General features: G+C 49.0%; 9 protein-coding genes and 1 pseudogene. 5 read left to right on the top strand and 5 right to left on the bottom strand.

What is annotated here, in order from left to right:
- Position 1: 1 nt before the first annotated feature.
- From JXQ28_10150 to JXQ28_10135, 4 genes are read left to right on the top strand one after another with little or no spacing between them, the layout of a single operon-like run.
- Positions 2-736, top strand: a complete 735-nt coding sequence (locus JXQ28_10150) for an ABC transporter ATP-binding protein (GenBank protein ID MBN2278095.1) — start codon at positions 2-4, stop codon at positions 734-736.
- Positions 733-1,839: an ABC transporter permease gene (locus JXQ28_10145; GenBank protein MBN2278094.1), complete on the top strand. Its 1,107-nt coding sequence runs from the start codon at positions 733-735 to the stop codon at positions 1,837-1,839. The genes JXQ28_10150 and JXQ28_10145 overlap by 4 nt, the downstream gene beginning before the upstream one ends.
- A 2-nt stretch (positions 1,840-1,841) precedes the next feature.
- Positions 1,842-2,939: an ABC transporter permease gene (locus JXQ28_10140; protein ID MBN2278093.1), complete on the top strand. Its 1,098-nt coding sequence runs from the start codon at positions 1,842-1,844 to the stop codon at positions 2,937-2,939.
- 57 nt (positions 2,940-2,996) lie between these two features.
- Complete coding sequence (locus JXQ28_10135; GenBank protein MBN2278092.1) at positions 2,997-3,155, top strand: hypothetical protein; 159 nt, start codon at positions 2,997-2,999, stop codon at positions 3,153-3,155.
- A gap of 63 nt (positions 3,156-3,218) precedes the next feature.
- On the opposite strand, the gene JXQ28_10130 is transcribed toward JXQ28_10135, so the two are convergent.
- The 3 genes and pseudogenes from JXQ28_10130 to JXQ28_10120 form a co-directional block, all read right to left on the bottom strand.
- Complete coding sequence (locus JXQ28_10130) at positions 3,219-4,127, bottom strand: universal stress protein (GenBank protein MBN2278091.1); 909 nt, start codon at positions 4,125-4,127, stop codon at positions 3,219-3,221.
- A 5-nt stretch (positions 4,128-4,132) separates the two neighbouring features.
- Positions 4,133-5,319 (bottom strand): annotated as a pseudogene (locus JXQ28_10125) (Nramp family divalent metal transporter).
- Between the two features lie 304 nt (positions 5,320-5,623).
- Positions 5,624-6,268: a hypothetical protein gene (locus JXQ28_10120; protein MBN2278090.1), complete on the bottom strand. Its 645-nt coding sequence runs from the start codon at positions 6,266-6,268 to the stop codon at positions 5,624-5,626.
- A gap of 588 nt (positions 6,269-6,856) precedes the next feature.
- On the opposite strand from JXQ28_10120, the gene JXQ28_10115 reads away from it, so the two are divergent.
- Positions 6,857-11,434 (top strand): VCBS repeat-containing protein, encoded by a 4,578-nt coding sequence (locus JXQ28_10115; protein MBN2278089.1) that lies wholly within the window; start codon positions 6,857-6,859, stop codon positions 11,432-11,434.
- Positions 11,435-11,517: 83 nt separating this feature from the next.
- On the opposite strand, the gene JXQ28_10110 is transcribed toward JXQ28_10115, so the two are convergent.
- Positions 11,518-12,543: an aspartate/glutamate racemase family protein gene (locus tag JXQ28_10110; protein MBN2278088.1), complete on the bottom strand. Its 1,026-nt coding sequence runs from the start codon at positions 12,541-12,543 to the stop codon at positions 11,518-11,520.
- Positions 12,544-12,686: 143 nt separating this feature from the next.
- A complete protein-coding gene (locus JXQ28_10105) occupies positions 12,687-15,191 on the bottom strand; it encodes a hypothetical protein (GenBank protein ID MBN2278087.1) in 2,505 nt (834 codons plus the stop codon).
- Positions 15,192-15,324: the final 133 nt, after the last annotated feature.

Genomic DNA, 15,324 nt, shown 5'->3' with positions numbered 1-15,324 from the left:
TATGGAAGCGGCGGTGACTCTTGATGCTCTGACAAGAAAATTCGGCGATTTTACCGCGGTCGATAATATCAGTCTCCGTGTTGAACCGGGAGAGATATTCGGCTTTCTTGGCGCCAACGGAGCCGGCAAAACGACCGCTATCAGGATGCTTTGCGGGCTGCTGTTGCCGACCTCCGGCGGCGGCACCGTGGCAGGGCATGATATTTATCGAGACAGTGAGAAAATTAAGAAATCAATTGGCTATATGTCCCAGAAATTTTCATTGTACTGCGATCTGTCCGGTCGGGAAAATCTTGAATTTTACGGGGCGGTGTACCAGCTTGATAGTCGCCGATTGCGCGGGCGTATTTCCGAATTGATTGAGGCTCTCGACCTGACTGATTTTATCGATCGCTCCTGCGCTTCACTTCCGACCGGCTGGCGTCAGCGGGTGGCCCTGGCGGCATCGCTTCTGCATAGGCCGCAAATCCTCTTTCTTGATGAACCGACCGGCGGGGTCGATCCGGTTTTTCGTCGTCGTTTCTGGGAGATTCTATATCGCCTTGCCGACGAGGGGACAACGCTTTTCGTAACAACGCATTATATGGATGAAGCCGAGTTCTGCCGCCGGATTTCGATCATGCATCAGGGAAAGATAATCGAGATCGGCAATCCGCAGGAATTAATCAGGAAACACAGTCAGCCGGACCTGCAGGAGCTGTTTATAAATCTCATTTCTCAAGCGGGAGCTTCATGAGAAAAATTAGGTTCATGGCGATCAAGGAAATAAGACATATTTTACGTGATCCGCGCTCATTGATAATTGCCATCATTATGCCGATTATGATGACCTTCCTGTATGGTTATGCAATCAACCTGGATATCAAGAATATCAAACTGGCGATAATCGATTATGACCGGACGGCAGAATCCCGCGATCTGGCCGCCCGATTTTACAACTCCGGCTATTTTCTGCCTCCTGATAACGCCGTTGACCCGTCCGACCCGGAACGGGTCTTGAAAACCGGAAGTGCGGCGGCCATTATAACCATTGAGCCGGGTATGGCCAGGGCCCTGACCGATATGACATCTTATGAATTGGGAATCCTTATAGATGGGGCCGATGCCAACACGGCCCTGGCCGTCTCGAGTTACGCCAGTATTGTTATTCGGCAGTTTTTCATGAATCAGTTACCAGAGGGAATGGAATTCCCGGGGATAATCATATCACCCCAGATTTATTACAATCCCGATCTGAAATCATCGCACTTTTTTGTACCCGGACTGATTGCGGTTATCCTGATGATGATTTCTGCCCTCCTGACATCGATCACCATCGCCCGGGAAAAAGAAACGGGGACAATGGAACAGCTTCTCATAGCACCGGTAACCCCGGTTCAGATAATCACCGGCAAGGTCCTTCCCTATATCGGATTGGCCTTGCTTGATGGAATTCTGGTCTTGCTGTTTGCGGTTTTTTATTTCGGGACACCTTTTTCCGGATCGATTATTCTCCTGCTCGCAATGGGATTGATTTATATCATCGCGGCCCTGTCAATCGGAATATTGATCTCGACTCTGGTTAAAACCCAGCAACTGGCTATGATGATTTCTATGGTGATTACCATGCTGCCATCGGTGATGCTGTCCGGTTTTATTTTCGAGATAAAAAACATGCCGGTGGCCCTGAGAGTTATAACGCATATTATCCCGGCCCGATATTTTGTAGAGGTAATCCGGGGAATCATGCTACGCGGATCATCGCTGGGAGTGCTAATGATTCAGGCTGTTCCGCTGGTTATAATCGCGGCCATTCTTATCGGTGTAGCCGCCAGAACTTTTAAATTGAAAATCAACTGATTATGATTCGCTCCATTCTGGCTTTGATTAAGAAAGAATTTTACCAGGTCATCCGCGACCGGAACATGCTGTTGGTGATATTTCTTATGCCCCTAATACAACTGCTGTTGCTGGGTTATGCGGTCAATGTGGATGTAAAGAATATCGACTTGGCTTTATACGACCATGATGGTACGGCATTTTCACGTGAATATATCCGATCCTTTACACCGGGAGGGTATTTCAGAGTTCTTGGGACGGATATCAGCTTGCTTGATATCGAGCGCGGATTCAAGGAGAAGCAATTCGGCGCCGCCATAATTATTCCACAGGATTTCGAAGCCAATCTCGAAACCGGACGGGCGGCCACGGTTGGATTTATGATTGATGGCACCAATGCCAATTCGGCGGCGATTGCGCTTGGATACGCCAATATGATAACGGCCGGCTTTGGAGAAAAAACCGCCGGAATCAGTCTTCCGATCAGTTTTAACAGGAAGGTGCTGTTCAATCCGGAAATGGAATCTGTCAATTACATGATCCCGGGAATAGTGGCCACCCTGCTGACCATGATCACCGTTATGTTAACCTCGATGGCAATTGTTAGAGAACGCGAGATGGGGACTCTGGAGCAACTTATGGTGACACCGCTGTCATCGCCGGCCCTGATCCTTGGTAAAACTATCCCGTTCGCGATTCTGGGATATATCGAAATGTCGATGGCGCTGGTTTTCGGAATTCTCTGGTTCAAAATACCATTTGCCGGATCATGGCTGTTGCTTTACAGCCTGTCTTTCGTGTTTCTATTCACGACCCTGGGAGTGGGAATGTTTTTATCGACGGTATCGAAAACTCAGCAACAGGCGATGTTTTATGCCTGGTTTTTCTCCATCTTCGCGATCCTGACCTCAGGCTTTTTTACCCCCATAGCCAACATGCCCCGGACTATCCAGTATTTAACCTACCTGAACCCGCTTCGATATTTTATGATTATCGTTCGGGGAATTATGATGAAAGCGTCTTCAGTATCGGTTCTTTATCCCGAAATACTTGCCTTGGTGATTTTCGGGATAATAATTTTATGGCTGGCCTGGATCCGGTTTTCCAAACGGATTAAATAGTAATTCATCGAAAATAAATGGCCTACGCGGGTGCAATGCCGTCAGCGCAGATTTTTTATGGCCAAGCTGACAAATGGTTGTTTTACCTTTTTGGATTCAATACTGCAGTGGCGGTCTATATCGGATTTATCGCGCTGGCCGGATGAGCGGTCGAAACTGGTGATGCCGGTTTATCCAGATGTAACTGCGGTGCAATATAAAGACAAAACCATCTAAACAACCGGGATGAGCTTGAAAAAGTGGTTGTCGCGGGAGCCTTGGAATGGCTCCGCTCGATAATCATGATTTCACATTCTGCCATGGGACAAGCAATATCGGAAGGCGGCACTGGCAACAAATTCTGGAGCCCTCACTGCCGGTCCAGAATGCCCTGGTTCCGCCTCGGCCAAGAGTTCCAATTACAACCAGATTCATCCCCATGGTCTCAACGGCCCTATTTATCATACCGGCCGGGTGACCGCGGAAAACATCAATTGTCACCGCCAGACCTTTCTTTTCCAGAATGCTTCGATGTTCATCAAGGTATTCTATGGCCTGAGAAACAGACATATCCAGCATTCGGTCGGTCGTTCCCGGAAGAAGGCGTCCGGTTGAACTCCATTTGCCCGGCAGAGTATCGAAGGTGGGGACAATCGTCAACAGGTGCAGAGAGGCCTTGCAGGCCAGAGCGAATTCCGCTGCCAGAGACAAACCCTGCTCATGTTCTGGCTGGCCGTCAAGCGGCACAAGAATCCGCCTGATTACAACATCATTGTCAATATCCTCCGGCTGAGGAATCACCACTACCGGAGTCTTGCCCATTGAGATAACCTGCTGAGCATTGTTTCCAAAGACCAGATCTCGCAGTCCGCCCCGTCCATGGGTGCACATTACGATCAGATCGGAATGCAGTTCGCCGACATGATCAGAGATTCCCGCCGAAATTTCCGTGGTTTCCTCGGTATGAACATGACTTTCGATAATCGTCTTATCAGAAAAAAAACGACGGCTAATAGTATCCAGATATTCAAAGGCTTCATCGGCATTTTTCAAATGCGGCTGGCCATGAATTTCTTCGGGCGGGTTTTTTTCAATTATATGTACCAGGGTCACCCTGGCGGCAAACACCTGCGCGAGGAAAGCCGCCATCGGCAGCGAAGATTCTGCCAGAGGAGATCCATCGAGGGGAACGAGGATATGATTTATCATAAATTTCATCCCGAAAACATAGTCTGGCATATTAAATACAAATTCAAAGCTGCGATCAGGGCGCAATTAAACTTACAGCATATGTTGTCAGGGAACGATTCACCAGACCGCCCATTATATCTTTGCGCCGGGTGATAATAATCAGCGGAATGACGGCAAACGGTAATCCAAAGCTTAAAACCACCTGGCTGATAACAAGAGTCCTGGTGGGATCGAAGGCCATGGCAATCACGATTATCGAGGGAATAATTGTCACTAATCGACGTATCCAGATAGGGATATGGCGATGTAAAAAACCTTGCATAACAACCTGACCGGCACTGGTACCGACAGTCGATGATGATAGCCCTGCGGCCAGCAAAGATATGCCGAATACCCATCCGGCGGCCTTCCCGAGCAGGGGTTGAAGAGTCAGGTGCGCGGCTTCAATAGTCCCGACCTCGGTCATGCCCTGTCTGTGAAAAGTGGCGGCCGCCATAATCAGCATCGCCATATTGACAAGTCCGGCAATTCCCATGGCGATGAAAACATCAGCTAATTCAAAGTGAAAAAGACGTTTCAGCTTGGCCGGATTACGGACAATAATTCGTCTCTGGGTCAGGGCTGAATGAAGAAATATGACATGAAGCATAACCGTGGCCCCGAGAATGCCGGTAGCCAACAAGACACCATCCGATCCCCCGAATCCCGGAATCACAGCTCCTGTTATAACCTGTCCCCAATCGGGTCGATCCAAGACCGTTTCAATCAGGTAGCAGACGGCAATAACACCGACCATGGCTGTGATAACCGCCTCAAGTGGACGGAAACCGTAGCGTTCCAATCCCAAAATCAAGAAAGTGGCAATTGCTGTAAGAATTGCCCCGGTAAGAAGCGGTATTCCCAGAAGCAGGTTTAATCCCAAAGCGGCTCCGAGGAATTCGGCCAGATCGGTCGAAATGGCAACCAGCTCCATTATTACCCACATAGTCCAGACAATCGGACGGGCAAAATGCCGGCGGCATTGTTCAGCCAGATTCAAACCGGTGGCGATGCCCAGTATGGCTGACAAGGCCTGAATCAACATGGCCATCATATTGCTGGCGACAATGACCCAGAGAAGAGTATATCCATATTTCGATCCGGCCTGAATATTGGTAGCGAAATTCCCGGGATCAACATAGGCGACACTGGCGATAAAGGCGGGGCCCATGAAGGGTAGAAGCCTTTTTATCAATCCGTCCTGTTTTTTCCGGAAAGAGCATTGCGAGCGGCCTGCAGGGCTTTGGCATCGAGGGATGGGGGTCGGAATTTCCTATTCCTTTTTTTATCTTTATCCAGATTCATATATTAGTGCCGTTATCTCTCCGGAAAATCCTGTTCCGGGAATAATAAAGATAATGTAAATATGCTTATCAGAGGATATAAACTTATAACAGGCTATTATATTCAATAAGCATTAAAAAAAGGGCGGCCTGCCAGCCGCCCCGAATTATTATATTCTTTTAAGGTCATTATCACCATTTAAGACTCTGGGACATGGTCAGGACTTCGCCGAAGACACTGACAAAGAATGATCTTTCGCACTCCAGCATGAAGATGATGGTTTCCTTATTTTTTTGAACCGCCACCATACCAACGGCATACGTACGCGAAATGGTTTCGCCCATACCCAGATTCTTGATATAATTGGCGACACCTTCCCACTGCACCGCCTCTCGACCATCGATTTCGATCAATTTTTTGGCGGTCGTCTTCAAACCTTGAAAACTTACATTTTCTTCAAGAGCAATCATATCCTTGAGCAATTCCTTTTTCACATCGGATTTATAGGAATCGCTGGCCAGCGAATCGGCAAAGGCAGCCGGAGGCATCGGCACCTTGCCTACCAGAATAACAAGCTCGGGGACTTTGGCCAGGGCGGGAAACTGCATCAGATCCGGAGGGATTTCATGATTTTGTTGATTCAGAATGAGGCGGACATCATTATCGGGTTTTTGAAGTTCAGGTTTCCAGTTTTCAAGTAATGTCAGGGTGAAATCGTATTGGGAATCAGTATAGACATTATTTTCGATTTCTCCCGATTTTTTGATTTTTTTGCGCGCAAAGGCCGTGGGCATACAGATCAATAATACCAAGCCGATGATTAGCAAACGTTTCATGATAAAACCGACCTCCTCTTTGATATCTGCTGAATATATTTCTTATTTTCAGTTCTAAAATATTATACAAAATAAAAGCTCCTTTGTCCACCCGATCATTGAGACCATAAACATAATGATCCGCCGATCATCCATTGATCATTTATACTCATAATCGACAAAATAACAAATGGTGCTTATTGGCGATCATGGAATATTCTTCTCAAGATATTATATCTCAATATATTAGCTTGCGGCGAAGCAACCTTCCAACCATTACCGGATAAATTTGAAACTTGCCTGTAAGATTTAAACCCTTCGATGGATAGTATTGGTGGCGGTTACGCTATAGACTTGAGCACATGATTCGACCGGACTTCTCCGCACTACCGCTGATAATGGAAATAAAAAAAATGGAATTCCAAACCTGAAAGGAGGTTAAAACCGACAGGATTATAGTCATTTCAGCAACCGGCAAACATTCCCTGCAGAAATCCGGCTATCAGGCGAGAATGTTCGGAATTTTAATGGAAAGATGGCCGGAGGAATCAAATTGACTTAAACCATGGAGGACAGATCATGCAATCATATGTCAGATGGAAAAGGACAATGCTCGCTGTCACACTGGCCGTATTGGTTATTTTAGGGACCTTCGACGGCATTCCGGCAAATGCGGAAGTCAACAACCGGGCGGTCATACTCGAACAGTTTAAAAGTGATAACCCGGGGGCCAAAATATATAATCGGGATGGCTGCATAACACGTCTGTATGGAGCCCCATTGGGCACCGGAAAGAGCCCGGAAAAGGCGGCGGAGAATTTTATCGCCGAATATTCGGAAATATGGGGAGTCCGGTCGAATAATCTTGTTCCCGGAAGCCGCCGCAATCCCAGTTTACGAATGCAACCGGTGATGTATTTGCCTGAGGAAGACCGGTTCAAATTTTCCCTGATTTATTACACACAATATCAGGATGGTATTCCGGTGTACGGTTCCGAATTAAAACTGCTGGTTCGCAATGAACCTGGCTGTCCAATCGTTCTGGCTTCCTCATCGCTTCGGGATCTCGGCGATTTTAAGGCCGATCCGAGCTTGGCCGGAAAATCATGGACGGAAGCCGAGGCGGCCGCGCGGGCGGCCGAACCCGGATTGACCGATTTTGGACGCCAGGCTGTGGTCGTCTGGGCCGGACGGGATGGTGCCCCGGAAATTCCGCGGACCGCCGTCGAATTCATCGGCCGGGCCGATGATGGTGGGGCCTATCATTTTATTGTCGATCCTGTCACGTCAGAGGTTTTGTCCAAACAAAGTCTCATTTTCGATATTGATATAACCGGCTCGGTGCAGGGCATGGCCACCGAACCCAATGCCGCTGATATTTGTAATGATGAATCGCCGGTGGGCATTCCCTATGCCAAGATTAAAATCGGGGCCGATTCGGTTTTCACCGATCAGAACGGCGATTTTATTTTTCCCCACAATGGCAGCACTCCGGTTAATGTAACATCCTCGCTTCAGGGTCAGTATTTTGTCATGGATAATCTGGCCGGCGGCGAAGCGTCCATCACCACTTCCGTCAGCCCGCCGGGTCCGGTGAATTTCATACATAATGAAACTAATGGCGATGAATTCGAACGAGCCCAGGTTAACGCCTATTACTATGCCAATGAAATCCGCGATCTGGTGATGCAGGCCAACCCATTATATCCGGGTGTCCATGATCAGACAGGCTTTTTGCTCAATGTCAACGCCGAGTTCAGCTGCCAGGCCGCCTTCAACGGTCAGACCATGTCGATCATACTGGGGCGCGCCGGTGAGGGTTGCTCCAACGCGGCTTTTCAGCCAATTATTCAGCACGAATACGGACACTACATCGTTTTAATGTCCGGAAATACCTCACAATGCGCTTACCATGAAGGCATGGGCGATTGCATGGCGGTGCTTTATTCCGATATGCCGGAACTTGGTCTCGGCTTCTATGGTGACTGCAATTCCGCCAGCAGGACGGCCGATAATGATTTCCAGTATCCCTGCGAAGGAGAAATTCATTATTGCGGACAATTACTTTCTGGCTGTATCTGGGATACCAGAAACGAGTTGGCTATCACCGAACCGGATACTTATCGAGATATCATAGCCGATCTTACCATCAACAGTATCCTGGTCCATGTCGGAATAGAAATCAATCCCGAAATCACGATCGATTTTCTTACCCTTGATGATGACGACGGTAACCTGGGCAACGGCACCCCGCATTACGCCGAAATTGCGGCCGGTTTTGGCGCCCACGGGATGGATGCCCCCAGGCTGGTGTTCATGAGCGTCTATCCGGAACGGAATGCCGTGGATGTTCCTCTCAGCAGTGTTATCACCGTTACCTTCGATGAAAGCATGGATTCGACCACTGTAACAACCGCTTCGTTTTTGGTTCGCAGTAATTTGACCGGGCCGATTGATGGAACTTTGTATTATAATTCGGAATTTAAAATCGCCGCTTTCGTACCCGGAGAGGAATTCGCCCCCGGTGATCTAATCACCGTGACCCTTACCCCGGATATCGAAACCTCGACAGGCGAACCTCTTGTCGACGGACTCGGGTTTGACTGGTCGATTGCCACTACCTCCTGCGGCTATGCCGATTTCATTCCCGGCCCGCCTCAAATTCTGCTCTATCCGCCTGACGATTTTATCACAGCCGATTTCGATGGCGATGGTACTTTTGATATCGCCTCGTACAACACCGCCTCAAATAAAATCACGGTTTCATTCAATGATGGGACGGGACTATTCACAAATTCATCGATAATTTCATGTATCAGCGGCAGCGGGCCATCCGATATTCAAACAGCCGATTTTGACGGCGACGGTGATCTCGATCTGGTTACCACCAATTATCTGAACGGTACCATATCGGTTTACCACAACGATGGTTATGGTGATTTCCCCGATCAGACTCATTCCATCATGCCAATAGCGCCCTGGAAATGTTATCCGGCCGATTTCAATAACGATGGTGTTATCGACCTGGCGGTGGGATATAACACCGGCGGTACCTCGGGACATCACCTTGGGGTGGTATACAATTCCGGGAGCGGGACTTTCAGTTACACTGAGCCCTATTCTCAGCGCCGTTTACCTTCGGCGGTCAAATGCGCCGATATCAGTAATGATGGTATTCCCGACATTATTGCAACCCATTCCGAAGCCTTCACGGTGGCTGTTCTGCTGAGTAAAGATGACGGAACTTTCGCCGAGGATTACTTCCCGGTACCTGCCAATCCAACCGATCTGGTGGCCGCTGATTTGGATCTTGACGGCGATCTGGATCTGGCTGTTTCGAACAAGAACGCCAACACTATATCGGTTCTTATGAACATGGGTATTGGAATCATGGGGGCGAGAGTCTTATACGATACCGACTCCGGTCCCACGGGCATCGCCGCCGCCGACTGGGATGGTGATGGTGACATGGATCTGATAACTGCCAATCGGACGGTCGGTACTATCTCCGTCTTTCTTAATATCGGCGATGGGACATTTTCCGATGCCGAAAATATTTCGGTTGCCGCCGATGCGGCAGGAATCGTATCGGCCGATTTCGATGGTGAGGGAAGTATTGATATAGCCACCATCCATCCCACCGGCAGCAATCTGCTGGTAACCGAAAATTTCGGACAGCCTCCGGCCCCGATCCTGTATGCTCCGGTGGATGGAAAAACACTCGATGAGCCGGCTCAGCCGACCCTGCGTATATTATCGGTGCCGACTGCATTCCTGTACTGGTACCAACTGGACAACGACAGCGATTTCAGTTCACCGATTGTTTCGGCCTATTATATCACCGACACCGCTTATACTATCCCTATTCAACTTGGAGACGGAACCTATTATTGGCGGGTTGCGGCCGGGAACAACTGCGGCGTCGGGTCCTGGTCGGAAGTACGACATATCGTGGTTCTGGCCGCTCCCCCACCGTCCTGTCCGGTGCTGTACAGCTACGACGGGACTTCGTTTGTGGAAGAGAACCCGCTTTTGACAGCTTGTGAGTTATCCGGATATTCTGATATTGTAACCGATTATTACCTTGTAACCAAACCGGTGGTACCGCGTGACGGTCGGGTTGTTTTTCAGCTCCGCGAGTTGGAAGATGAAATCACATATCTCGATAACCTGGAATTGATCACTGTCGATCACGATGGCATGACAAGAGCCGGATGTACCGTTGATGGCCAAATCTTCACCTTCCGGTCATCCTCGGAACCAATTTCGGTGATCGATCAGGATGGAAAAGACTGGACCGAGGCGGTCACGGCCGCGGATAATATTTTGTTCCATGCGGATCAGTCCGGTTATCTGATGGTGACTTTTCCTGCTTCGGGATCGAATACCGGCCTGAGCTTTTCCTCACCCCAAAAGCCACCCTGCCTGTATGACAACCCGACCCGTAAAATAGCGGCGGAAGAAATCCCTAACACTCTGATGGTCGAACGGTTGACGTCATCCGGAAACTGGGTAACATTACCGGATATCCCCTTCCGAACCAATCCCGGTGCGGCTTATATTATGAGCGATATCCAGCCCGGGGAGGAAACTGCAAACCTGACGGTTCGGATTTCCTGGAATGGCCGGTTTGCAACCGATGAAATCCGGCAATATATTCCGGCCGATGAAAAAGCCGTTATTCGGGAATACGAAGCGTCGGATTTCCGTATGCAAACCGTCAATCCATCGGCCAAAATCCGGACCGGATTCGATGGTTCGGAAGCTGTCGTTCTTGAAAAGGGCGATCTAATTGAACTGAGCTTTAAGGTGGAAAACCTGTCCGACAATTCAATCGTTCGCGATTTTATTATACGGGCCACCGGACGGTACCAGCCCGATTATACGGTTTACAGCCATCTGGTTCCCGCCCAATTTCGCCTGCATGATAACTATCCCAATCCTTTCAACCCTGCGACCATAATCAGCTATGATCTTCCGGTGGCGGCCCCGGTCAACCTGGATATATACAATGTCCTTGGCCAACGGGTCAGGAGTCTGGTCGACGATATTCAGCCGGCGGGACATCATAATGTCCGCTGGGATGGGACCGATTACGCCGGATCGCAGGTGGCCAGCGGAATCTATTTCTATCGCCTGACAGCCGGTGATTACACCAGTTCAAAGAAAATGATTCTTCAGAAATAGTATCGGGATTCACGAATCGAACAAAAAGAGGGCCGAATGATCGGCCCTCTTTTAATTGGATAATTTGACTGCGTAAATATTCGTCAGAATTTAAACAGGTTTGGATTATAAACATAATTGATCAGCGCCTCGGCGGTGGCTGGAGAAACCGGCCGGATCATGACTCCGATTGAGGCTATCTCATCCTGGTTCAATCGGGCCTGAGATACCACCGTAACCGTTATGGCGGTATTATCATGGCGATTATTATACTTATCATCGAATAAAAATCCACTCATGATACTATTGGGATCGAGAGCTTCGACTGTCCCGCCCCAGGTCCGTTCAAAAACCTGCTGGAAGATTTCCCGGGTATAACCATAATGAGTGCAACACAAACCTACATACAACCTGTTCCGGTCCGTTCGAGAAATGGATTCCAGCACCTCGCTGGCATACATTTCGATCATGGCCGAAACCATATCGCTTTTCGGATCGACCTGAATTTCGCTTTCCAGCATATCGCAACCCTGGGTCAAAATTTTGGTAGAGTCAATACCCCTGGCAATTAAAAGCCTCCGGTGCGTATCCTGGCCGATCGTAGTTGGAGTACCAAGGATAACTGCGACACCACCGCTGTCATTTTTTAATTTATCATAAATTAAATCAACTCCGAATTTAACTATATCGACCACCGGAATCTCCATCTGTCGCGAGAATTCAGTTTGCGCGTAGATAACCGAAAGAGTATTGCAGGCGATCAGGATTAAATCGGGATGATAATTTGTGGCCATACTGTTGAGAGCGGAGTTAAAGGTAATTACCTTTTCGGCGGTACTGCTCATGCCGTTGTACGGGCGGCTTTCGTCCGGCAGAGCATTGAAATATACCATACTGACCTCACCAAAAAGGCCATAATCCCGGAGTCTATGTTCAATATCGGCGGCTACCGAAAGCCCGCCCAGACCGGAATCGGTCAAAATGATGGTGACTTTGTCTTTCTGATGGAATTTCGCAAGGCGGTCCTGGAGATTGTCATGGACTTTATTCCCGTGGGAACATGACAGGCCGAACAGTATTAGCGGCATAATGAATAGAAACTGCAGGATTCGTGAAAAAGATATTTTCATCACATTGCTCCATGACATTTTCAACATTTTCATCTTATTATAAGTCTTTAACGCCCCAAACGCACTTGTAAAAAAGGTCCGGTCAAAACCGGACCCTTATTGCGACAAAAATCCACGCCGTGCCCGTAAAATTGCCGGAATATTTACGGGTGAGTCGGCGCCGGACCGCCGCTGTACAGGTAATTAATTAATCGGGTCACATCCAGGATGTTGATGTTTCCATCGCCATTGGTATCGCCGGTTCCAACAATCGGTTGAGGAGGTTCCGCTCCCCGATAGAGGTAGTTTATCAGATGAGTAGCATCAAGGATATTGACACGATAATCAAAATTAGCATCGCCGGATTTATGACCGATCATTTGCACCCCGGCCGACTCGTCAAAATCACCGCCGCCGCTGAAACTCCCGGTTATGGTATAGGTCTGATCCGAAACATCCCACAACAACGGATAGCCATCGATAAAGGCTCTTATATCCAGTTCTATTTCAAGGACATCGCTGGCAAAACCGGGATAAGAGGAGATAATCGTAACCGCCAGCGGAGTCAGGCCGTTAACCCGGACGGAGGCGGGATCAATTTCCCCGACCCCATGATCGCCCCCGGCGAATTCGCCGCCGAGATAGAATATGGCCGCAAGGTTACCGTAGGGATATTCCATAAAGGCAAACATTGGATCCGGTTTGACAATCAGGATATTGTCCGCGGTGACGGTATCGCGCCCGAGAGTCCAGAGCGACATGGAACCCAGACCCTCGAGAGTGAAAGTATTGGCGGAAAGATCAACCGTTCCGTTATACAGATTCCAGCTGGAACCGCCGTCATCAGAGGCGTACCCGGCCAGCAGCGCTTCGGGAATGCCATTCAATTCATCATCGTTATAATGAATCACCAGGGTGGCATTAAGTCCGGTATTATTGGTCGGGTTGATATCGAAATACCTTGCAATTCCCGGAATATCATCAATCATAAGAGGTGTTCCGGTAACACGGCGTACCGTTGTTTCTCCGGGAGCAGTATCGAGCGCCTCGATTTTCAGCCCCAGATTGCCGAATGATTCACTAACAGCCTGATCCAGAGTTCGGGTCGCAACTGCATTTCCCAGGACAATAAAGCCGGCTGTCTCGTCGAGTGCGGCATCGGGCCCAAGAGTCAGGGTATAGGTGTCCGTCATTAACGGGCCATCCTCAAGCACCACATTACCATTGGCAGCTATATCATGGGAAAGAGCCACGCCCTGGTCACTGGCAATGGATAAATTATCAAGAACTCCGGGATCGGTCGGCATTTCTGGTCCGGCAACGACCGCTTCGACAGAGCTGGTATAACGCAGGTTAACACCTCCGAGAAACACCGGCGCCACAGCTATCTGGCCGGTCGCGCGGGAGATGAGAGTTCCGTCGGATACGGCCAGGGAAACTTCCGAATCGCTGTTATCAATCAGGCCGCTGGTCATACGGACTGTCCCCTCGACAGTTAGCGTATGTGGGTTATCGGCCGCCAGCAATAATTCGGCGCTGTTATTGGTGGTAAGGCTGTCTAACACGTTGCGATCATCGGTCAGGGTCCAGAGCTTGCGGGTACTGCCCTCGCTGTAACTGAATTCCACCCCGTAATAGTCGGTATCGACTACCTCCTGATCGGAGCCCGAAGAATTGCGCATATAACGGACCTTGCCGTTGTTGTTAAAGGTCGGCGGAAAAACGGTTGAGGAACTTATGGTACGATACTCGCCGCCTTCATTGAGATTAACGATGGTCGTATCGAACCAGATGTCGGTAGTGGTAACATTGTACAGCGTGCCGCCGTCTTCGACATTTATAGTACCGGGATTGAATTCGGGTCCGTAAGTGGAACTGCCAAGATAGGTTCCGATATGCAGTGTTCCGCCATCTTTAACATCAATACCGGCAATACTGATATCGTATGAACTGGCATCATAGAACTCCGCCCGGCCGTAAATAGTCATTTTTCCGATCGGTACCGAGCTGGTATTACTGCGGATGAAATGGGTTCCATTGCCATCAATCAAAAGAAACTCGCCATCTGGTTGAATGGTGATTTCCAGATTCTGATTACCGGTCAGATTACCACTGCTTGCCCAGCGGGCTTCAAGATCATCATCCGGACTGATTTCCAGAATACCGCTGATAATCTCAAGGCTGTTCTGCAGGCAGAAACGCATCCCACTTCCCGCGGTAACGACTTTTGTCCCTGCTTCCTTATCGATAATCATATCGCGGAAAGAAGTCGAGCCTCCTCCGGTGTTCCAACCGCTCAGGGTTTGCACCGGTTCACTACCGGTAAACCTGATATAGGCGCCGCTGGCCGACCACCCGGCTGAAAAGACATTGTGGTCGGCGGCGGCCAGAGTGAAATCCCCGTATACATTCAAAATCCCGCCCGCATTCATATCAATCAAAGCCGTATTGTCGGCAAAAGACAGTGAATGACATTCCGGGAATTCATCATCGACCGAGACGGTATGGCCGGATGAAATGACTACATCATCGAACGAGGACGGTACAACTCCCCCGTCCCAGGTAGTTAGGTCCTGCCAGGGACCGGACTGTGCGGAATTAATCTGGGCCAAGGCAACATTGCTGCAAAGCGCCAGGATTAAAACACCAGTTAACACAAAGCCCTTCATCAAAGACCTCCTATGCTACAAATTGTGACACGTAATAATTTATATCCTATTGAACCGAATTGTGTATGTACAAAATTCTTGCGGCGATCCTGCCGGAACGGAATAACATCGGAGAAACCGCTCTATTTGAGTA

The sequence above is a fragment of the Candidatus Zixiibacteriota bacterium genome (assembly GCA_016933955.1).
Classification (GTDB): Bacteria; Zixibacteria; MSB-5A5; order GN15; family PGXB01; genus JAFGTT01.
The sequence above is the reverse complement of the archived record's forward strand: the minus strand, read 5'-3'. Positions and strand labels throughout refer to the sequence as shown.

Coding starts and splice junctions, on each gene's coding strand:
- JXQ28_10150 (MBN2278095.1), top strand. CDS start 2: ATGGAAGCGGCGGTGACTCTTGATGCTCTGACAAGAAAATTCGGCGAT.
- JXQ28_10145 (MBN2278094.1), top strand. CDS start 733: ATGAGAAAAATTAGGTTCATGGCGATCAAGGAAATAAGACATATTTTA.
- JXQ28_10140 (MBN2278093.1), top strand. CDS start 1,842: ATGATTCGCTCCATTCTGGCTTTGATTAAGAAAGAATTTTACCAGGTC.
- JXQ28_10135 (MBN2278092.1), top strand. CDS start 2,997: ATGGCCAAGCTGACAAATGGTTGTTTTACCTTTTTGGATTCAATACTG.
- JXQ28_10130 (MBN2278091.1), bottom strand. CDS start 4,127: ATGATAAATCATATCCTCGTTCCCCTCGATGGATCTCCTCTGGCAGAA.
- JXQ28_10120 (MBN2278090.1), bottom strand. CDS start 6,268: ATGAAACGTTTGCTAATCATCGGCTTGGTATTATTGATCTGTATGCCC.
- JXQ28_10115 (MBN2278089.1), top strand. CDS start 6,857: ATGCTCGCTGTCACACTGGCCGTATTGGTTATTTTAGGGACCTTCGAC.
- JXQ28_10110 (MBN2278088.1), bottom strand. CDS start 12,543: ATGAAAATATCTTTTTCACGAATCCTGCAGTTTCTATTCATTATGCCG.
- JXQ28_10105 (MBN2278087.1), bottom strand. CDS start 15,191: ATGAAGGGCTTTGTGTTAACTGGTGTTTTAATCCTGGCGCTTTGCAGC.